General features: G+C 48.3%; 19 protein-coding genes. 16 read left to right on the plus strand and 3 right to left on the minus strand.

Translation table 11 applies throughout. From position 1 onward, the window contains the following. Positions 1-76 precede the first annotated feature (76 nt). Positions 77-1,393, plus strand: a complete 1,317-nt coding sequence (locus AC9UEP_RS02570; RefSeq protein WP_509543723.1) for a M20/M25/M40 family metallo-hydrolase — start codon at positions 77-79, stop codon at positions 1,391-1,393. On the opposite strand, the gene AC9UEP_RS02575 is transcribed toward AC9UEP_RS02570, so the two are convergent. After that, positions 1,390-2,334, minus strand: coding sequence for an aldo/keto reductase (locus AC9UEP_RS02575; RefSeq protein WP_509543725.1), 945 nt, complete (start codon positions 2,332-2,334; stop codon positions 1,390-1,392). The genes AC9UEP_RS02570 and AC9UEP_RS02575 overlap by 4 nt on opposite strands. Before the next feature lie 67 nt (positions 2,335-2,401). Here AC9UEP_RS02575 and AC9UEP_RS02580 point away from each other — a divergent pair, with 67 nt between their 5' ends. The 4 genes from AC9UEP_RS02580 to mshC are packed head-to-tail and all read left to right on the plus strand — an operon-like array spanning position 2,402 to position 5,596. Beyond that, positions 2,402-3,094 (plus strand): histidine phosphatase family protein, encoded by a 693-nt coding sequence (locus AC9UEP_RS02580; RefSeq protein ID WP_509543727.1) that lies wholly within the window; start codon positions 2,402-2,404, stop codon positions 3,092-3,094. Beyond that, positions 3,091-3,642 carry an Rv2134c family protein gene (locus tag AC9UEP_RS02585; RefSeq protein ID WP_509543729.1) on the plus strand — a complete coding sequence of 184 codons (552 nt, stop codon included), beginning with the start codon at positions 3,091-3,093 and terminating at the stop codon, positions 3,640-3,642. The genes AC9UEP_RS02580 and AC9UEP_RS02585 overlap by 4 nt, the downstream gene beginning before the upstream one ends. Beyond that, positions 3,639-4,340: an SCO1664 family protein gene (locus AC9UEP_RS02590; RefSeq protein ID WP_509543731.1), complete on the plus strand. Its 702-nt coding sequence runs from the start codon at positions 3,639-3,641 to the stop codon at positions 4,338-4,340. Before AC9UEP_RS02585 ends, AC9UEP_RS02590 begins: the two co-directional genes overlap by 4 nt. A gap of 14 nt (positions 4,341-4,354) precedes the next feature. After that, positions 4,355-5,596 (plus strand): cysteine--1-D-myo-inosityl 2-amino-2-deoxy-alpha-D-glucopyranoside ligase, encoded by a 1,242-nt coding sequence (mshC, locus tag AC9UEP_RS02595; RefSeq protein ID WP_509543732.1) that lies wholly within the window; start codon positions 4,355-4,357, stop codon positions 5,594-5,596. Here the strand turns inward: mshC and AC9UEP_RS02600 are convergent. Then, on the minus strand, positions 5,593-6,456 hold the full coding sequence (locus tag AC9UEP_RS02600) for a PAC2 family protein (protein WP_509543734.1): 864 nt from the start codon (positions 6,454-6,456) through the stop codon (positions 5,593-5,595). The two genes, mshC and AC9UEP_RS02600, sit on opposite strands and share 4 nt — an antisense overlap. Before the next feature lie 28 nt (positions 6,457-6,484). On the opposite strand from AC9UEP_RS02600, the gene metH reads away from it, so the two are divergent. Continuing rightward, positions 6,485-9,997 carry a methionine synthase gene (gene metH, locus AC9UEP_RS02605; RefSeq protein ID WP_509543736.1) on the plus strand — a complete coding sequence of 1,171 codons (3,513 nt, stop codon included), beginning with the start codon at positions 6,485-6,487 and terminating at the stop codon, positions 9,995-9,997. Positions 9,998-10,006: 9 nt separating this feature from the next. Here metH and AC9UEP_RS02610 read toward each other — a convergent pair whose 3' ends face one another. Continuing rightward, positions 10,007-10,762, minus strand: coding sequence for a RecB family exonuclease (locus tag AC9UEP_RS02610; protein ID WP_509543738.1), 756 nt, complete (start codon positions 10,760-10,762; stop codon positions 10,007-10,009). A 60-nt stretch (positions 10,763-10,822) separates the two neighbouring features. Between AC9UEP_RS02610 and AC9UEP_RS02615 the strand changes: the two genes are divergently transcribed. Genes AC9UEP_RS02615 through AC9UEP_RS02660 form a run of 10 tightly spaced genes read left to right on the plus strand, consistent with a single transcriptional unit; the run spans position 10,823 to position 20,695 of the window. Continuing rightward, entirely contained in the window at positions 10,823-11,674 is an 852-nt protein-coding gene (locus AC9UEP_RS02615; RefSeq protein WP_509543740.1) for a tRNA (adenine-N1)-methyltransferase, read from the plus strand. Continuing rightward, positions 11,658-12,599 carry a helix-turn-helix transcriptional regulator gene (locus AC9UEP_RS02620; RefSeq protein ID WP_509543742.1) on the plus strand — a complete coding sequence of 314 codons (942 nt, stop codon included), beginning with the start codon at positions 11,658-11,660 and terminating at the stop codon, positions 12,597-12,599. Before AC9UEP_RS02615 ends, AC9UEP_RS02620 begins: the two co-directional genes overlap by 17 nt. Further along, entirely contained in the window at positions 12,592-13,485 is an 894-nt protein-coding gene (locus AC9UEP_RS02625; RefSeq protein WP_509543744.1) for a helix-turn-helix transcriptional regulator, read from the plus strand. The genes AC9UEP_RS02620 and AC9UEP_RS02625 overlap by 8 nt, the downstream gene beginning before the upstream one ends. Before the next feature lie 28 nt (positions 13,486-13,513). Then, entirely contained in the window at positions 13,514-13,711 is a 198-nt protein-coding gene (gene tatA / locus AC9UEP_RS02630) for a Sec-independent protein translocase subunit TatA (RefSeq protein WP_509543746.1), read from the plus strand. 5 nt (positions 13,712-13,716) lie between these two features. Beyond that, positions 13,717-14,493: a twin-arginine translocase subunit TatC gene (tatC, locus tag AC9UEP_RS02635; protein WP_509543748.1), complete on the plus strand. Its 777-nt coding sequence runs from the start codon at positions 13,717-13,719 to the stop codon at positions 14,491-14,493. After that, positions 14,493-15,359, plus strand: coding sequence for a diacylglycerol/lipid kinase family protein (locus AC9UEP_RS02640; protein WP_509543750.1), 867 nt, complete (start codon positions 14,493-14,495; stop codon positions 15,357-15,359). Before tatC ends, AC9UEP_RS02640 begins: the two co-directional genes overlap by 1 nt. Next, the gene (locus AC9UEP_RS02645) at positions 15,356-17,731 is read left to right on the plus strand and encodes a DEAD/DEAH box helicase (protein ID WP_509543752.1); all 2,376 of its coding nucleotides are present in this window, start codon (positions 15,356-15,358) and stop codon (positions 17,729-17,731) included. The genes AC9UEP_RS02640 and AC9UEP_RS02645 overlap by 4 nt, the downstream gene beginning before the upstream one ends. Beyond that, positions 17,728-18,630 carry a 5'-3' exonuclease gene (locus AC9UEP_RS02650; RefSeq protein WP_509543754.1) on the plus strand — a complete coding sequence of 301 codons (903 nt, stop codon included), beginning with the start codon at positions 17,728-17,730 and terminating at the stop codon, positions 18,628-18,630. Before AC9UEP_RS02645 ends, AC9UEP_RS02650 begins: the two co-directional genes overlap by 4 nt. Then, positions 18,627-19,940 carry an apolipoprotein N-acyltransferase gene (gene lnt / locus AC9UEP_RS02655; RefSeq protein ID WP_509543756.1) on the plus strand — a complete coding sequence of 438 codons (1,314 nt, stop codon included), beginning with the start codon at positions 18,627-18,629 and terminating at the stop codon, positions 19,938-19,940. Before AC9UEP_RS02650 ends, lnt begins: the two co-directional genes overlap by 4 nt. Further along, positions 19,937-20,695 (plus strand): glycosyltransferase, encoded by a 759-nt coding sequence (locus AC9UEP_RS02660; RefSeq protein WP_509543757.1) that lies wholly within the window; start codon positions 19,937-19,939, stop codon positions 20,693-20,695. Before lnt ends, AC9UEP_RS02660 begins: the two co-directional genes overlap by 4 nt.

The following is a 20,695-nucleotide window of genomic DNA, read 5'->3' on the forward strand; positions in this document are numbered from 1 at the left end:
GTCGAAATAACGGCGTAACGATATCAACCTGGCGCCATCGGCGCAAAAAAGAGCTGTGAAAGGGCAGAATACGACCATGAGTAGCGCAGAGAAGTCGATGAGCATTGAGAGCGAAGTTATTTCTATCTGCCAGGATCTTATTCGCATCCCTTCAGTTAATTACGGCGAAGGTAAGGGAGATGAAAAGGCGTGTGCAGAATATGTAGTTGCCTCTCTTGCTGAAGTAGGTATCAAAGCAGATATCTACGAATCAGCTCCTAATCGCTGCAATGTGATTGCACGCATACCTGGAAAAAATAGTGCTCTCGGTGGGTTAGTAGTCCATGGTCATCTCGATGTTGTTCCTGCTGATGCCAAAGATTGGTCGGTAGACCCGTTCGCAGCAGAAATTCGGGACGGCATGATTTGGGGTCGCGGCGCAGTTGATATGAAGAATATGGATGCGATGATTTTGGCAGTTGTTCGCCAATGGTCTCGCACCGGATATCAACCGCAGCGCGATATCGTCTTAGCCTTCTTCGCTGATGAGGAAGCAGGTAGTTCATATGGTTCACGCTTTATGACTTCCGCTCACCCGGAAGTATTTGCTGGATGCACCGAGGCCGTATCTGAAGTGGGTGGTTTCTCAGTCACGCTCACCGGCGGAAAACGTTTGTACTTTATCGAGGCCGCGCAAAAAGGTATTCATTGGATGAAAATCACCGCACACGGTCGCGCCGGCCACGGCTCGATGATGAATGATGAGAATGCAATCACTGCAATAACGGAGGCGGTAGCGAAGATTGGTCGCTACCAATGGCCGCAACGTTATACAAAGACAGTAAAGATCCTCTTTGAAAAAATAGCGCAAGCAACAGGTAAGCCACTAGATCCCGCAGACCTTAGGCCACTACTGGCAGAGATTGGTCCGACAGCTCGGATGGTTGGAGCAACGTTGCAGAACACAGCTAACCCAACGATGTTAGAGGCTGGATACAAAGAGAACGTGATTCCAACATCAGCATCAGCTGTTATTGACGGGCGATTCTTACCCGGACATGAAGATGAACTCAATGCCACGATTCAATCGATCATTGGTCCAGATATTGAAATTGAAACTATCACTCGCGATATTGCGCTAGAGGTTGATTTTGAAGGGGACCTGGTGGAGGCGATGTGTGCTGCCATTGTTTCTCATGATCCCGAAGGCATTCCAGTTCCCTATCTCATGAGCGGGGGAACTGATAACAAGGCGCTATCTGAACTTGGAATCATCGGTTACGGATTTAGTCCACTTCGCCTTCCAGCAGATTTAGATTTCATGTCCTTGTTCCATGGGGTAGACGAGCGTGTACCAATTACAGGTTTGCACTTCGGGGTTCAGGTCCTTAAAGAATTTCTAGAGAACGCTTAGGCTGATATTTCGTCCAGCACACTGCGCACAATCTCCGGGAGTGTAATTTCTTCAGACTTTAAGATGCCACGAAGTTGCGCTCCAGTCCGGGCCCCAACGATTGCACTCGTAATTCCGGGGGTATCTCGCACCCATGCCAGTGCAACCTCTAGTGGTGCATAACCAAGGCCTTGTGCCGCCACAGATACTGCTTCCACAATTCGAGTTGATCTCGCCTGCAAATATGGCTCCACATGTTTGACAAAGTGTGGAGCAGCGGCGCGCGAGTCACTTGGAATGCCGGTGCGATATTTTCCAGTCAATACTCCACGACCAAGTGGTGCCCAAGCCAAGATTCCGGTCCCGGTAGCTCGGGCACAGGGAAGTATTTCTCGCTCAGCACTGCGATTAAGCAGCGAGAATTCTATTTGGTTTGTCGCGATAGGAGCTTTGGCCGAATTACCCTCTTGAATCGTGATTGCTCTTGCTCCTTGCCAACCTGAGAAGTTTGAGACTCCTACGTGACGAGCTCTTCCAGATGTGTATGCATAATCAAGCGCGGAGAGCGTGTCCGCGAGCGGGGTGTTTTCATCCCACATCTGTATCTGCCAAATATCTACATAGTCGGTTTCAAGCCGCGCTAGCGATTTATCTAATTCCGCAATCAGAGATGTACGAGAGTTATTTATCGTTCGGACTCCACTCGGATGTGAGACGCCAGCCTTCGTTGCAATTGAAACATCCTCACGCTTAAAAAGAGCGCCTATGAGTCCACCAATGACTCGCTCGCTATCTCCATCACCAAATGTAGGAGATGTATCAAAGAAGTTGCCGCCGGCTTCGATATAGGCACGACATTGATCGGCGGCCTCATGGGTATCGGTATCTCGACCCCATGTCATGGTGCCTAGGCCCAAGCGAGAGAGAGTGAGCCCACTACTCCCAGCCCGTCTCATCTCCATAACGCAGACCTTAGCAAGGCGACAGCGTAAAAGTCGCAATTAGAAATTTAACGGTAACCTTCGTGTTGTGGCGCGGATAATCCTTTTAAGACATGCACATTCAATCGCCAACGAATCCGGAATACTGGCTGGCCAATTACCCGGAATCTCCCTGAGTAAGAAAGGGGCCCAGCAGGCTGTCGAGTTAGTTAATCGAATCGGAAAAGTCTCATTTGATTCTATTCGCATGAGTCCGATGCAGAGATGTCAGGAGACTCTCGCGCCGTGGCTCGAATCATCGAATTCAAATGGGCTGAGAAAATTCATTCTGGACGAGAAATTAATCGAGATGAATTACGGCAATTGGAGTGGCAAGAAGCTCAACTCACTATCCAAGCTACCCCTCTGGAAAATGATTCAGGAGAGACCGAGTAAGGTCGAGTTCCCACAGGGTGAACGTATGACATCCATGCAAAAGCGTGCTGTGGCAGCTATCGAAGAAGCAGTTCACGAAAAACCCAAGGGAACTCATTTGTTCGTCAGCCATGGTGATGTCATTAAGGCGATGGTCGCAAGTTTGCTAAAGATGAAACTGGATAATTTTCAGTCCTTGGTAATCGATCCGGCCTCAATTACGATACTTGAATATGATGGGAACAGTGCACGGCTCATTCTTTTCAATGATCACCTGACTCAGCTAGAGGGATCGCTATCGAAGGTGCATTCGAAAAAAATGCTTCTCGGTGGTGGAGCTGGGGTTGTTGGGCGCAATAAAAAATGAGCTCGCAGATTCTTCGCTTTGAGCAACCGGAAAGGTTCACAGTTGGCACAGTGGGTCAGCCGGGGGAACGCACATTCTTTATTCAGGCTCAAAGCGGTTCTCGTTTAATCTCAGTCTCTTTAGAGAAAACACAGGTTCAAGCTCTTGTTGATCGTCTGCAGTACACGATTCGCGATATCAAGCAGAACAACCCCACCATAGGCTTTTCTCGCCTGGCTAAGGATGACGCGCCGCTTAGTACCCCGATTGAAGAAGAGTTTCGCGTAGGAGTAATCGGCCTCGCCTTCGATGCCGGGACAGGTTTGATTCAAATAGATATGCAGGCCGTTGATGAAAAAAGAGATCAAGATCCAGAATTTATTGATGTTGATGACTTAACCGGTGACCAGGATATTTTGCGAGTATTGATTACTCCTAGCGAAGCTGATCGTTTCTCCAGAAGGGCTCTCATCGTTGTGGGCGCAGGGCGCCAACCCTGTCCATTCTGCGGTGGGCCGATAGATATCAGCGGACATTTGTGTCCGCGAGCTAATGGCTACCGAAGATGACCAGCGTCATCGAACATCTACTCGCCGGAAGTCTTGAAGTAACCGGCCGACTTGTTGCTGCTTCTAACGCCACTCTCTACGCCGAATGCACTTTTGGTGATGAAAAGATGGCAGTGATATATAAACCCATCGCAGGAGAGCGACCACTTTGGGATTTTCCGGACGGAAATCTAGCTCACCGCGAATATGCCGCGTTCTTAATTAGTGAGTTTTCAGGTTGGAATGTAGTCCCACCCACGGTATTACGCGAAGGCCCCTTCGGTTTAGGGATGGTTCAGCAATGGATTGACCTTGATGAATCAATAGATTTGGCTCTGTACTATCGAGAAGATAACGAAAATCTACGACGCATGGCGCTCTTTGACGCAGTCATTAATAATACCGATCGCAAGATAGGCCACCTGTTGCCGACAAGTGACGGCAGCCTTTTCGGCTGTGATCATGGCGTGACTTTCCACGAGGAGAACAAGTTGCGTACCGTTATCTGGCAGTTTGCAGAGCGGGTACTGACTCACGAGGAGATTCAGACTCTCGGTGATTTAGTCACCAAATTGAAGGCTGAATCAGAGGCTTTGTTGCAATTAATCACCGAGATTGAATTTGCTGCGCTGATCACGAGAATTAATCGTTTGATTGAGTCCGAAAAGTTTCCAACTCCGAGTGAGGATTGGCCAGCAGTGCCATGGCCACCTTTTTAAGTTAAAGTTCGGGTATGCGCGCCTGGCCGGAGATATATATACCGCAGCTCTCCAATAAATTCTCACTTGCCCCACTGTCACTTCTAAATACGGCAACCCAGCGCGTCGAGGCTTTACCAATTAAGCCCCGCTATCGCATGTATGTATGTGGAATTACGCCATATGACGCAACCCATCTAGGTCATGCCGCCACTTATCTGACCTTCGATTTAATTCATCGCTACCTCAGAGCAACGGGTTCAGAAGTGCGCTTTGTCCAGAACATTACTGATATTGATGACCCACTTTTAGAACGCGCCGCACGCGATGGAATTGATTGGCAAGTTTTGGCGAACTCACAGATTGAGCTATTTCGTGGCGATATGACAGATCTTCATGTGCTACCACCGCAATACTATGTTGGAGTCGTCGAAGCTATGCCATTAGTGATCGATTCGATCATGAAACTGCAGGAGTCTGCGACAACATATAACGTTGAGAATGATCTATATTTTAGAATTCATTCGGATACTGAGTTCGGCACCCGTTCTCGGTACACAGATGAACAAATGCTCGCAATATTTGCCGAACGTGGGGGAGACCCAGCGCGTGCTGGGAAAGAGGATGCTTTCGATGCCCTGCTTTGGGTAGCACAACGTGAGGGTGAACCTGGATGGCCTAGTCCGTTTGGGATGGGACGCCCTGGTTGGCATATCGAATGTTGTGCAATCGCTCTACATTATTTGCAGCCAGATATTCATGATGACTTTGCGATAGACATTCAGGGAGGTGGCGTCGATTTGATATTTCCTCATCATGAAATGTCAGCGGCGCAAAGCCGCATCATTGGTCACCAACGTTACGCCCGCACTTATGTTCATTCTGGGATGATTGGACTTGATGGCGAAAAGATGAGCAAATCGCGCGGGAATTTACTCTTCGTCTCTAAGCTCATCGCAGAGGGCGTGGAACCCATGGCAATCAGATGGGCGCTGATGGGCCATCGATTCTCGAAAGATCTAATGTGGACGAGCGAAGTTCTAGTAAAAGCAACAACAGAAATAGAGGAGCTTCGACTGCAATTATCTCGAGTTGATGTCGCCCCCACAGATGCGGTAATTGCAGCCGTGATTACGGCGTTGAGCGATAATCTCAATACCGAAAAAGTACAAGCGCTTATCCGCACTTGGATGCGAGATACGAGTGCAGGACAGACCGGGGGAGAAGCAGGTGAGCTATCTCGCGCGCTAGATACCTTGCTCGGACTCGCGCTTTAGCTTCCGTTTTGACGGCGTAGGAATCTTTCTAGTTCGCGCGCGATCGTCTCACCGGTGACATCGGGAAGCTCGGATGCATCCTTACTTTCTTCCAAAGCTTTCACGTACTCTGCAACATCAGAATCTTCCTTAGCCATCTCTGTTACCTCCACTTCCCAAGCACTTGATTCTTCCGGCAGCGCTCCTTGTGGGATGGAAATTTGAAGGAAATCCTCCAGTGCATTTACTAGTGCAAGTGATGCCTTTGGGGATGGTGAGTTGGACGCGTAGTGCGGTACTGCAGCCCACAAAGAGACTGCATCAATTCCACGGCCAACACAGGCCACCTGAATAACACCCAAGATTCCAGTCGGTCCTTCATATCTACTTATCTCAACTCCAAGACGCTGAGCTATGTCTGGATGCGCGCCACTTCCACTTACTGTTATTGGGCGTGTGTGCGGAGTATCAGCAAGCATTGAGCCCAGCGTGATAACTAAATCAATTTCTAAATCCTCGGCTAGATCAAGCAGGTCAGAAGTAAAGGTCTTCCATTTCATAGATGGCTCCACCCCGCGCACGACGATGAAGTCATGATCGAGTGTGGGAGTGCGCAATCCGTAGATTTGGGTTCCTGGCCATGTCAGATTGCGAATACTTGACTCATCGACAGAAATCATTGGTCTATTTACTTGAAAGTCATAAAACTCTTCCGGGTCAACATCTGCAATCAACTCTGGGACTACATCAAATGAAGGGTCAGTCCATGAACCTAAGAGGTGAGAAAGAGCACCTGTCGCTGCTTCGGCAGCATCGTTCCAACCAGAAAAGGCGATAACCATCACTGGGGAACGCAAAACAGGAATTTGATGAATATCCACGGCGACACCTTAAGGTAATCTTTGCAATGTGACGAGCCAGAAAACACCTCTAAAAATAGTCGATGGGGCACTTCGTCGCGCCCTCGCTCACGGGACTGTCATCGCAGACGGAGCTATGGGAACTATGCTCCAAGCTGCCGATCCAACGCTCGAAGATTTCCAGAACCTCGAGGGTTGTAATGAAATTCTTAACGTAACACGCCCAGATCTCGTTCGCTCCGTGCATGATGCCTATCTGGAGGTTGGCGTTGATGCAATTGAGACAAATACATTTGGAGCGAACTGGGCCAACTTGGCCGAATATGACATCGAAGATCGTATCTATGAATTGGCCTATGCCGGTGGTGTAATTGCTCGGCAAGCCGCTGATGCCTTTTCCACAGAAGATAAGTCACGTTACGTTCTTGGTTCACTCGGTCCGGGAACAAAGCTACCGAGCCTGGGCCACACTTCGTATGAAAAGTTAAAGGATGCCTACTACACCGCCGCAAAAGGTTTAGTTGACTCGGGCTCGGATGCGCTACTAATCGAAACCACCCAAGATTTATTGCAGGCTAAAGCCGCAGTCAACGGAGCACGACAAGCAATTACTGAGGCTAAGCGAGATGTCATGCTCATCGCGCAAGTTACAGTTGAAACAACTGGAACGATGCTCTTGGGCTCTGAAATCGGAGCTGCACTCAATGCACTTGAACCATTAGATATTGATCTAATTGGATTAAATTGCGCAACTGGACCGACAGAGATGTCAGAGCATCTGCGATATCTCTCGAAAAATTCACGCGTTGCATTGTCAGTAATGCCTAATGCCGGTCTACCAATTCTGGGTAAGGATGGGGCTGAATATCCATTAGGCCCAGAAGAGCTGGCAGTTGCCCTGGAAACTTTCGTCAATGATTATGGAATCACCTTGATTGGTGGCTGTTGTGGAACAACTCCGGCACATATGCAAGCCGTGGTAAAAAAGTTGGGTTCCAAGCGCGTTGATGCACGCACCATTACGATAGAGCCGGGCGCCTCCTCTATCTATCAATACGTACCTTTTAGACAGGATAAGACATATCTAGCAATCGGTGAGCGCACTAATGCAAATGGTTCGAGAGCTTTTAGGGATGCGCTAGTCGCTGAAGATTGGGCCACTTGTGTGGAAATCGCGCGAGATCAGATTCGAGATGGCGCCCATATGCTCGACCTCTCTGTTGATTATGTAGGACGCGATGGTGCGAGAGATATGAAAGAGATTGCTTCACGCTTTGCAACTTCTTCTACCCTTCCTATCGTGCTGGATTCGACGGAGCCCGCAGTACTTAAAGCTGGGCTTGAGTCACTTGGCGGACGAAGTGTTATCAACTCGGTTAACTATGAAGATGGCGATGGTCCCACATCGCGCTTTGCCAAGATCATGCCACTTGTAAAAGAACACGGTGCTTCAGTCGTGGCTCTGACTATTGATGAGGAAGGACAGGCTCGAACTGCGGAATGGAAGATGCGGGTCTCGCGTCGATTAATTGCCGATTTGACTGAGAACTGGTCGATGGATGTGGGCGATATTCTGATTGACCTACTCACCTTTCCGATTGCAACTGGACAAGAGGAAACTAGGCGCGATGGTTTGGAAACAATCAGTGCCATTCGCACCTTAAAGAGTGAATACCCGGACGTTCAGACGACGCTAGGTGTGAGCAATGTTTCCTTTGGTCTCAACCCAGCCGCACGCGTTGTTCTCAACTCCGTCTTTCTTTCCGAGTGCGTGGAAGCAGGGTTGGATTCAGCCATTGTTCATCCTTCAAAAATCACACCTACGGCCCGAATCGAACCGCGACAGAAAGAGGTCGCACTCGATCTCATTTATGATCGAAGAGTTTTCGATGGTGAGAATTGCACATATGACCCGCTGCAGGAGTTCCTACAGCTCTTCGAAGGTGTTGAGCTAGCTGCATCTCGTAACATCAGAGCCTCGGAGTTGGCGGCTTTGCCACTTCGTCAGCGCCTTGAACGACGCATCATAGATGGCGAGAAAGTAGGGCTCACCGAAGATCTTGATGCAGCTATGAGCGATGGAATAGCCCCACTAGCCATCATTAACGACCACTTGCTGGAAGGCATGAAGGTTGTTGGCGAGCTCTTCGGAAAGGGTGAGATGCAACTTCCATTCGTTTTACAAAGCGCGGAAGTTATGAAATCTGCCGTGGCATACCTAGAGTCGCACATGGAGAAATCTAGTGACGGTGGTCGTGGACGAATGCTGCTGGCCACAGTCAAGGGCGATGTGCACGACATTGGAAAAAACCTGGTTGACATCATTCTCTCTAACAACGGATACCAAGTTGTAAACATTGGGATCAAGCAGACAGCTAATCAAATTATTGATGCGGCTATAGAACATAACGTTGATGCGGTGGGCATGTCCGGGCTCCTAGTTAAATCAACTGTGATTATGCGTGAAAATCTGGAAGAGATCACGAGTCGAGGACTTGATCAGAAATGGCCGATAGTTCTTGGGGGAGCAGCTCTCACCCGTGCCTACGTCGAGCAAGATCTGGCGGCGATATTTCCAGGTGAAGTCAGATATGCCCGAGATGCCTTCGAGGGCTTGCGACTAATGGATGCCATTATGGCTATCAAACGCGGTGATGCCGGGGCCGCTCTTCCCGCACTTCGTGAGAGAAAAGTAATGGCAGTTGCTAAATCAAATGAGCCTAAAGTTATCGACACAAGTCGAAGCGATGTCGCCCTAGATATAGATATCCCGCAGACGCCATTCCTGGGTTCACGTATCGTTAAAGGTATTGCACTAGCCGACTATGTTGGCATGCTAGATGAACGCGCGCTCTTCGTTGGACAGTGGGGCCTTAAAGGCGCGCGTGGTGAATTTGATGTGATGGCCGAATCTGAAGGCCGTCCACGGTTACGTCAATTACTAAATGAAGTGCAGTCAAATGGATGGCTTGAAGCTGCCGTTGTATACGGATATTTCCCATGTGTCTCTGAAGGTAACGAGCTAATTATTTTGCATCATGAAGGACCGCTGGCTGGTCAGGAGAGAACTCGATTCTCATTTCCTCGCCAATCGCGTGATCGCAGACTCTGTCTCGCAGACTTCTTCGCGAGTAAGGATTCAGGAAAGACCGATGTCGTTGCTTTTCACGTAGTCACCATGGGAAACACCGTCAGCAAGGCGGCAAACGAGCTATTTGCAGCAGATAAATATCGTGAATATCTCGAGTTGCACGGTCTCTCGGTCCAACTCACTGAAGCTCTTGCTGAACATTGGCACGCTCGTATCCGGGAAGAGATGTCGGTGCGAAATCTAGATGCACCTGATTTACAAGGCATTTTAGATCAGGGCTACCGTGGATCTCGCTATTCATTTGGCTACCCAGCTTGTCCTGATATTGAAGAACAGACTCAACTCTGCGAACTACTCGAACCTGGTCGCATCGGAGTTGAACTCTCAGAAGAGTTCCAGTTGCACCCCGAGCAGAGTACTTCGGCAATTATTGTCCATCACCCTGAGGCAAAGTACTTCAACGCTAACTAATACCTATCTCTACTTTACGTGAGCCGGACAGATTGCTTTAAAGAAGCACCAATCACATAACTTTGACTTACGAGTGGGGAAGTGGCCAGTTTCAATAGCGGTAAGAATCTCGGAACCAATATTATTTAATTTCTTCTCGGTCGAGTTCAGTTGCGCTTCGGTAGGTTGACTCTCGATCGTCTTTACATCACCTAAGTAAATCAATTTCAGCAGGCGTGGAAGAACTCCATGGTTCTGCCAGTAAAGAAGTGCATACACTCTTAATTGGAATAAGGCTTTCTCCTCCCATCCTGGCTTGGGAGACTTGCCGGTTTTGTAATCTACAATTCGTACTTCACCAGTGGGCGCGATATCAAGGCGATCAACATAACCATGTAGGTATATTTCATCTGAAATGTTGCGCTCTAAATGGAGTTCTCTGTAAGTGGACTCAAATTTGGTCGGGTTCTCAAGGTTAAAGTAATTAGTTAAGAGTGCTTGCGCGCGATCAATCCATTCTTTTTCATCAAGCACCAGCGCCCGCAATTCGGGGGTCCGCTCCAATTGCGTACTCCAGGATGTGGGGAGTAAGTCAACGGCACTCTTAAAAGTTCGATCGGAAGCCGGTAGCTCAAAGATATCTTCGAGAACTGAGTGAATTAACTTTCCCCGTTCGGCATCGACACTGGGAGGTTCGGGTAAGAGGTCTATCGCTCGATATTTATAGAGTTGCGGGCAGTTGGTGAAATCATTCATTCTGCTTGGGGAAAGACGTAACTGCTCCATGAGCGGGGACGATACAGCCAACGCCACCACATGGAGTCAATCCTCGCCTAAGATGCGTCTGTGTCTGAACCTGGGTTCTTCAAAGCCGGAGATCGTATTCAACTTACCGATCCCAAGGGAAAGTTATACAGCTTTACACTAACTCCGGGAAAAGAGTGGCATACCCATAAAGGGTGGATTACTCATGATGATCTCATCGGTTTACCTGAGGGTTCAGTCGTCAGCACTACAGCTGGTCTTAAATTCACTGCCTTTGTTCCTTTGCTCGCAGATTATGTTTTAGCGATGCCGCGCGGGGCAACGATTGTGTATCCAAAAGATGCTGCGATGATCGTGGGAGTCGCGGATATCTATCCGGGTGCCCGTGTCCTGGAAGCAGGTGTAGGTAGTGGCGCTCTGACCATTTCTCTTCTACGCGCAGTTGGTGAAAATGGTTCTGTTCATTCCGTAGAGCGCCGGCAAGACTTTGCCGATAACGCACGAGCAAATATCGAGGATTACTTCGGAAGGTCTCCTAAGAACTGGAAGTTAGATGTTGGCTCGGTGCAAGAGCAAAGCTTCGATGCGAAATATGATCGTGTGATTCTGGACATGCTTGCTCCATGGGAATGTATTTCGATGGCAGCTGATGTTCTACGCCCAGGTGGCGTATTCCTGTCTTATGTAGCAACCACTACACAGTTATCAGCAACGGCTGAGGCGTTGAAAGCTGATGGACACTTCACTGAGCCAGAGAGTTCAGAAACAATTGTCCGAGGTTGGCATCATGAGGGACTTGCCGTGAGACCACAACAACGGATGATTGGACACACCGGTTTCCTTATCCAAAGTCGACGAATGGCTCCAGGTGTAGAAGTCCTGGCTCGCCGTAGACGTCCAGCTAAAGGTGCCTACGGTGTCACGGAAGAGTGAGCGTTTAGTTAATTTAACTATTGCACTCCTTGCCACTGGTCGCTGGATTACCAAATCTGAAATCTACGAGAATATTGAAGGTTACTCGGGTGAGCCAGATGCGAAAGAGCGGATGTTTGAGCGCGATAAGGAGGAGCTCCGAAATCTCGGTATAGATATCGAAGTCGGAACATTTGATCCACTTTTTGAAGATGAGGTTGGCTATCGGATTCGCCCGGAGAATTACCGTATTCAAATATCGGAGTTAACCCCGCAGCAGTTAGCGCTCATCTCTTCGGCAACCCAAAGTTGGCGCGGAGCGATTCTTGATTCAAAGGCCAGTGCCGGACTAGCAAAATTAAAGGCGCTCGGTATCGAATCAGATGTGGATGGGATACCGATAAATCCACACCAGGTAACGAATTCAGATACAAATCTGGTCAAGGTAATTGATGCCTTGGCTTCGCATAAAACCATCTCATTTGATTACCGGGCCGCAGATAACAATGATGAAAACAGAGCATTGGATCCCTACGGAGTTGGAACTAAGAATGGCTTTTGGTATGTCGCTGGAAATGATTTAGAGCGCAAAGCCGTGCGCCTCTTTCGGTTGGATCGGGTGGTTTCTGAGGTTAAAGAACAGGGGAGAGGGTCCTCATACGAGATCCCTGAAAATTTCTCGATGCACGAGCAATTGCAAGCTCGCACACGCAAACACGTTGCCCAGTTACTTGTTCGAAAAGGAAAAGCACATCAGTTGCGCAAGCACGCTCAAATCGATGCTTTCCAGGATGAGTGGGATCAGTTGCAATACCACTACTCGGATGTGAAAGAACTCGTTCGCGAAATACTTTGGCATCGAGACGATGTGAAGGTCATAGAACCAACCGAGGTTAGAGAATCATTATTGGCAGCACTTAGCTCAATTCAGGGGCGCCATGAATAGGAAAGCCAATCCGGTTGAGAAGGCAGCTCGGCTGCTCGATCTTGTTCCATTTATTTATACCCACCAGGGCATATCCGTCTCTGACTTAGCTGCGGAGTTCTCGATAGAAACTGAGGAACTATTGGCGGATTTGAATTCACTCTGGATGTGCGGTGAAACTCGATTTGATCTGATTGAACTTGAGTTCGAGTCAGGGTTTGTCTATATCCGCAATGCAGACGCACTCAACGTGGTGCGCTCGTTATCCGTGCAAGAGGTAACTGCGATTCTTTTCGGCCTAGACCTATTGAAAGAAAGTATCTTCGAAGAGCGGGCAGATCTACTTTTAGATATCGAGATTATCAAAGGAATTATTGGAACGTCTTTGCAACGTTTAGTTACCAGTGAGCCGATGATTTCCGGAGTGGTGATCACCGCTATTGACGAAGCGTTAAGAAATCGACAGAAACTGCAAATCACATATCATTCTGTCGCTGATGACGTCACTAGTGAGCGACTAGTTCATCCGATTGAAAGACGAGTTGAAAATGGGATTGAGCTCCTTATCGCCTTTTGTGAGCGCGCCGACGCTGTTCGCAGTTTTAGATTAGATCGAATTCAAAAGTCGGAGCTTGTCCAAGTGGCCTCAAGTCAAACGAATCGAGATCAAAGTGGCGCACTGGAATCAGTCACAATCAAAATCCATGGTGATGTCAGGCGGGTTCTAGAAACTTTGGGGACTCTGACTCAAGGTGGTGGAGATACCTACTCGATAGATATCTATAACCAGTCATGGCTTATCCGTGAAGTATTGGCATCGGGCGGGGCTATCGAGGTAGTCAAACCTGCGGCACTTCGCGCCGAGATAGAGCGACAAGCGGGTCTTGTGGCGGCTCAATATCGCTGAATTTTCGCGATTGCGATAACGTTGGCCCATGCCATTCTTACGTGAACCAAGCCATATTCTGCTTCTGCTCATAGTTGTAGTCATCCTTTTCGGGGCCAAGAAACTTCCTGACTCTGCGCGTTCTTTAGGTAAGTCAATGCGCATTTTCAAGAGCGAGATGCGAGAGATGAAGGAAGACGGCAAAGACACGGACAAGAAGACAGATCCAGAGTCTGACGAGAAGTAATTCGCATGTCGGCCACCGCTGGCGGTCGTATGCCGCTTATCGAACACCTTCGTGAATTACGAGGCAGAGTTGTCAAAGTAGCAATTGTCCTTGCATTGGGTTCGGCACTTGGTTGGTTTTTTTACAATGAAATAATTACCACTCTAGCCGCACCAGTGTGCGACCTAAAAGCTGCCCAACAATCAGGAGCAGACACCTGCGGAGCCCTCTATATCAACGGGGTCCTAGGTCCGCTAAATTTGCAGATAAAAGTGGCTCTTTTAAGTGGAGTGATTCTCACCGCACCATTCTGGCTCTATCAATTGTGGGCATTTATAGCACCCGCGCTTCATCGGCGCGAGAAGCGAAATTCAATTCTCTTCATAATCGCGGCGACTCCTTTCTTTGCCGCAGGTACGTATCTCGGTTACACAATCCTTCCTATTGCAGTTGACGTCCTCTTTGGATTCACACCATCTGCCCTTTCCAACTTAGTGCGCTTTGATGATTACTTGGATTTCGTAATGCGGGCAATTCTTATATTTGGAATAGCATTCGAACTACCGGTCTTTCTCGTGACTTTCAATCTCATTGGCTTCTTGTCCGGCAAAGCGATTCTCAGACCTTGGCGGATCTGGGTCTTCGCGATCACGCTCTTCGTCGCTGGCTTCACTCCGAGTGCTGATCCCCTATCAATGATTGCGCTCACCCTGCCACTGATCGCCCTTTATCTCCTTGCTGGGGTCATCGCACTACTCAATGATCGTCGCCGGGATAAGAAACTGATTGCTAATGATTCCTAATGTGGGCGATAGCAATCAACCCAACTTCCGGACACGGTAAGGGTGCAGTCAGAGCTGAGCAAGTAATTCGGTATTTCGATAGTAAAGAGTCTCCTTATCGAGTTTTTTCATCGTATTCAGCGCTGAAATTAAAAGGCGAGCTTGAGGCATTTCTCGATACCCAACAATGCGAGGGCGTTATCTGCGTGGGAGGCGATGGCTTAGCTCACTTAGTTCTTCAGATTGTTGTGCCACGATCTATTCCTTTTGCACTAATTCCAGCAGGTACTGGAAATGACATCGCTCGAGCCTTAGGTTGGTCACTGGAGGATTCCACCAAGTATCTAGATCACATAACCACAAACCAGGCGTCAGTAATTGATTTAGGCAATGTGGATTCCGAATGGTTCGCTGCAATTCTCTCCACTGGCTTTGATTCAGTTGTTAATGAGAAGGCGAATTCCATGCGCTGGCCACGTGGGCAACAGCGATACAACCTGGCGATCGCACTCGAACTTCCACGTTTTACGCCGATTGAATATCAGATCACTACCGACACTCGTACCTTCACCACTAAAGCTATGTTGATTGCGATTGCAAATGGAAGATCCTACGGGGGAGGGATGCTCGTTTGTCCACACGCAAAACTCGATGATGGTCTTTTCGATGTAATGATTCTGGAGCCCGTAAGTAAATTGGAATTCATAAAAGTTTTCCCGAAGGTTTTCTCGGGTTCCCATATTACGCATCCCGCGGTTGAGATATTTCGCACAAAGAAAATCACTCTTGTGGCTGATGCAATCGCATATGCCGATGGTGAACGGATAGGGCCAGCGCCAGTGTCGGCAGAATGTATTGCTGGTGCTGGACTAACATGGCCCCTATGACCACACCGGCGCAACAATACGCAGCCGCCAAGAAGCGGGGAGAGCACCCTCTTACAGCGCAATTCATAGAACAGTTTGATTTTGGTTTCGATGAATTTCAGATCATTGCCTGCCAGGCGGTCGAAGATGGCAAGGGAGTGCTTGTGGCTGCGCCAACGGGAGCTGGCAAGACCGTGGTCGGAGAGTTTGCCGCCTTTAGTTCACTTGCCCGCGGCAAGAAATGTTTTTACACAACACCGATTAAGGCTCTTTCTAATCAGAAGTTCGCCGAGTTCCAAGAACGTTTTGGCGAGAATCGGGTAGGACTGCTCACAGGAGATACAAATATCAACTCCGAAGCCGATATCTTGGTGATGACAACTGAAGTTTTGCGCAATATGCTCTATGCGAATTCATCTACTCTCACAAATCTTGGCTCTGTGGTAATGGATGAGGTGCATTATTTGGCCGATAAGTTCCGTGGTGCGGTGTGGGAGGAAGTTCTTATCCATCTCATGGAGAGCGTGCAGGTCATCTCACTATCTGCAACTGTCTCAAATGCGGAAGAATTTGGAGAATGGCTCGGTGAGGTACGTGGCGCCACCGAGGTAATAGTCAGCGAAATCAGACCCATCCCGCTCTATCAACATGTACTCATTGGCGATCGAATGATCGATCTATTTAACGAACCAGGAAGAATTAATCCTGAGATCTTAGGCCTTGAACGGGAGGCGCTCCGGCGCGTGAAATCACCACGAGGTCGGCGTGACAGATTTAACGACAACGAGAGTCGACTCTCACGGGCTGAAATTATCGAGAAGTTACAGCGCGAAAACTTACTGCCGGCAATAACCTTTATCTTTTCCCGCGTTGGCTGTGATGCTGCGGTAAAGCAGTGTTTGAACGAGGGAGTTAAATTAACAACCACTGAAGAACGAATAGAAATTGTTGCTACCGCCCAGCGTTATACGCAGAACCTGGCTGAGGAAGATCTGGAAGTTTTGGGACATCGCGATTGGCTCACCGCACTCGAGTGCGGGATAGCTGCCCACCATGCCGGGTTGTTGCCTAGTTTTAAAGGGGCCGTAGAAGATCTCTTTAAGCGCGGTCTAGTCAAAGCTGTCTTTGCGACTGAAACTTTAGCTCTTGGAATTAACATGCCAGCAAGGACAGTTGTATTGGAGAAACTCACCAAATGGAATGGTGAGGCGCATGTTTCCATAACACCAGGGGAGTACACCCAGCTGACTGGCCGCGCTGGTCGACGAGGAATTGATATCGAAGGTAACGCCGTTGTGCAATGGTCACCCACTGTTGATTCAGCGACTGCAGCAGGTCTCGCCTCTACTCGTACCTATCCGCTTCGGTCTTCATTTACTCCGAGCTATAACATGTCCATCAACCTTATTGCCCGATTTGGTCGAGAGCGAGCACGCGGAAGTTTGGAATCATCTTTCGCTCAGTTTCAAGCAGACCGGGCAGTTGTGGGACTGGTTAGACAGATACGAAAGAACGACTCAGCAGCGGCGGAGCAAGACGAATCTGCCAAATGCCATCTCGGAGACTTCACAGAATATGCGCGGACTCGAATCGACATCAAGGAGTTAGAGCGGTTGCTTAGTAAACGAGACGGTCGTCGCACCTTTGATCAACGGCAACGGGTGAAGATGGAGAACGAGCTCGACTCAATGAGACGTGCGCTTCGGGCCCATGCCTGCCATTCATGTAATGACCGGGAAACACACGCCCGATTTGCAGAGCGCGCCGACCGGCTAAACCGTGAGTCTGAAGGTTTGCGTTCCCGGGTAGAAAACAGAACGCATGTTATTGCCAAAACATTTGACCGCATCTGTAACGTGCTTACTCATTTAGGCTATATCGAAGGCGAAAAACCACTCGAGCAAGGGAAAATACTGGCGAAGATCTATGCCGAATCAGATCTGCTTCTCACAGAGTCTATTCGTCGGGGAGTCTTCAATAATCTCTCTTCCACCGAATTGCTATCTGTTGCCTCAGCGATGATCTATGAAAGTCGTAGTGTTGAAAACTACGCCCCAAAGATGCCCCATCAAAATGTTGCTACCGCTCTTGCTCTTGTCGCCAAGATCTGGATTGAACTTGAAGATATTGAAAATGAGTTCGATGTGAAGACCCAACGCGAACCCGATTTTGGTTTCTGCTATGCCGCATACCGCTGGGCCAATGGTCACTCTTTGAGTAGCGTCATTAAAGGTACTGATATGACGGTGGGTGACTTTGTGCGTTGCATTAAGCAGTTAATTGATTTACTCACTCAAATAGGTGGTGCATCCGAATCCTTGCGCCCCGCGTGTAAAGCGGGCGTGAAAGCTTTAGATAGAGGCGTAGTCTCATACATGTTGGGCGAACTATGACTTTGATGCTTTTAGATAGCGCATCGCTCTGGTATCGCGCTTACTACGGAATGCCTGACACGCTCCTGTCTCCAACTGGAATGCCGGTCAATGCAATTCGTGGATATCTCGATATGACTGCTCGGTTAATTGGTATGTATTCTCCGAATCGCATAGTCGCCTGTATCGAAGGGGATTGGCGTCCATCGTGGCGAGTTGATTTATTTCCAGCATATAAAGCTAATCGGCTTGGAGACGATAATGATGTGGAAGAAGAGCCAGAAACTCTGACTCCGCAGATTCCAGTATTGCTAGATTTGCTAGATGCCTTCGGTATTCCAATGGTTGGCGTTGATGATTATGAAGCCGATGATGTCATGGCTACTTTTGCCGTACATGAGAAAGGGCCTATTCGTATTGTCACGGGGGATAGAGACCTTTTTCAACTCGTCGATGATAAACGAGATATAAAAGTGGTTTATCTCGCTAAAGGAATATCACAACATGATTTAGTTGATATCCCCTGGGTAGCAAATAAGTATGGAATCCCAGGGGATCGGTACGCCCTCTTTGCCATGTTCAGAGGAGATCCGTCCGATGGTTTGCCCGGAGTAAGGGGGATAGGTGAAAAAGGGGCAGCGCTGATTGCTAATAACTTCGCCTCAGTAGATGATGCAATGGCTGGCGCTAGTGCTGGCCATGAAGTACTGAGTGCATCACTAGCAAAGAAGATTATCGAAGGTTCTGACTATTTAAGGATTGCACCAACCTTGGTGAACTGTGCGCGCGATGTTGCTATCCCAAAGATGGAGATTGCAATGCCAACAAAACCACAAGACCTTTCTGAAATCTACGCCATTAAAGATGAATATGGTCTGGGGGCTAGTGTTGATCGACTTATTGCGGCTCTGCAATGGTGAGATCACTGATAGCAGGCTTGCTCGTAAGCGCAGCTTTTGAACCAATAGGTATCTGGTACTTCGCTGTATTTGGATATATCCTCTTTCTACGTACGCTAACGAGCAGTTCACGACCAATTCTCTCCAGTTTTGTCTTTGGCTTTTTCCTTAATGCTGTGGTGTTAATCTGGAGCGGGAAATATGTCGGAGTACTGCCTTGGTTGCTTTTAGCGACACTACAAGCATTCTTTTATCTACCTGTGGGCTTCGTCTACCGCAAGACTCATAACCTTCTATATACCTGCCTTGCTATTCTGATTTTGGAAGAAGTACGCGCTCGTTTTCCATTTGGAGGTTTTGGTTGGACTCGAATCGCATTTAGCCAGGTTCAATCTCCAGCACTACCAATCGTTGCTATCGGGGGAGTCCTTGCCTTATCTGCTTTCACGATCTTCGTTGCCGCGCTGCTTAGCAAATTTTCACTAAAGAATTCGCTCGCTACATTATTTCTATTCCTGATTGCGTTTCTTCTGCCATCAAATCCACAGGGGAGTGGTTCCCTTAACTTGCTAGCAATCCAAGGAAACACCCCAGAAGTTGGCTTGGGATTTAACTCACGAGCGAAAGCGGTCTTTAACCTACATCGAGATGCGACGAAAGAGTTCGCCAAGGGTTCATACGATGCAATCATCTGGCCGGAAAATGCAATTGATATAGACCCACGCTTGTACCCAGAAGTCGCGGCGGATATCACCACCCTCACACAGGAACTGAGTACTCCACTGATTGCAGGAGTAGTACTGCGAGAAAATGGATTCCCACAAAATGCCTCGATTCTTTATTCAAAAAAGGGTTCGCAAGAAAGTACCTACATCAAGCGTGGGCTCACGCCATTCGGTGAATACATACCATTACGAAAATTGGCCCAATTGGTCAGTCCGCTTGCCAAAAATGTGAACGACTTCATCCCAGGAACGGCGCGAGTAACTCACACAGTGAAGGGCATTTCACTGGGTCCTATCATCTGTTATGAAATCATCCGTGATGATCTAGTGCGGGATATGGCTACCAATTCCCAGGCGCTAATTGTTCAGACGAACAGCGCAACTTTTACAGGAACCGCCGAGAGTGCGCAACAATTAGCCATTACCCGGATCAGAGCCGTTGAACATTCTAGGTATATTTTGAGTGTTTCCACTGTCGGAATATCTGCATTTATAGATAATAATGGGCGAGTGCTAAGTGCAACAGAGGAAAATACTCAGGAGTCTATGGCAGGTATTTTGGAGCTCAATAATTATCGAACCCTCATCAATCGGTTACTTTCATGAATTGTTTTGTGATCTTAGTTCCAACCTTCAATGAATCTATATCAATCGTTGAACTTCTTCACTCTTTGGCCTTAATTCAGAGTCGTTATCAATTCGATGTGGTCGTACTGGACGATAATTCACCAGATAAAACCGCCGACATCGCACAAGGTCTTGGATATTCATGGGTAGAAATTATCCGCCGGCCTGGCAGAGCTGGTCTTGGGGCAGCATATCGCGCAGGATTTCAAGCAGTACTGAAGGATGATAAATACACCCATGTAGTTACTATGGATGCAGATGGCTCACACCGTGTTCAAGATCTTCCGCTGATGTTTGCTGCTTCAGATTCAGTCGCAACTGAAGTGAAATTGATTGTTTTAGGTACCCGCTGGATGCCCGGAGGATCAGTTGTGAACTGGCCTCGGAGTCGACAATTTCTCTCGCGCGCAGGTACTCGCTATGCACAGGCAATACTTAGAATCCCTCTGCGTGATCTCACCGGCGGTTTCCGTATTTACAGTTCATCACTACTTAGTTCACTTAACCTAAAAGATATGACGGCAACCGGATATTGTTTTCAGATCGAAATGGCGATGGCCAGTGACTTAACTGGAGCGATAAAGATTGAGGTTCCAATTACCTTCGTTGAGCGAATCAATGGAGTCTCCAAGATGAGTAAGGCGATAGTCGTGGAAGCTCTATGGCAGACCACGCTCTGGGGTCTATCTCGCAGACTCAGACCTAACGCCGATAAGTTATATTATGTAAAGTAA

The sequence above is a fragment of the Candidatus Planktophila sp. genome (assembly GCF_040402315.1).
GTDB lineage: Bacteria > Actinomycetota > Actinomycetes > Nanopelagicales > Nanopelagicaceae > Planktophila.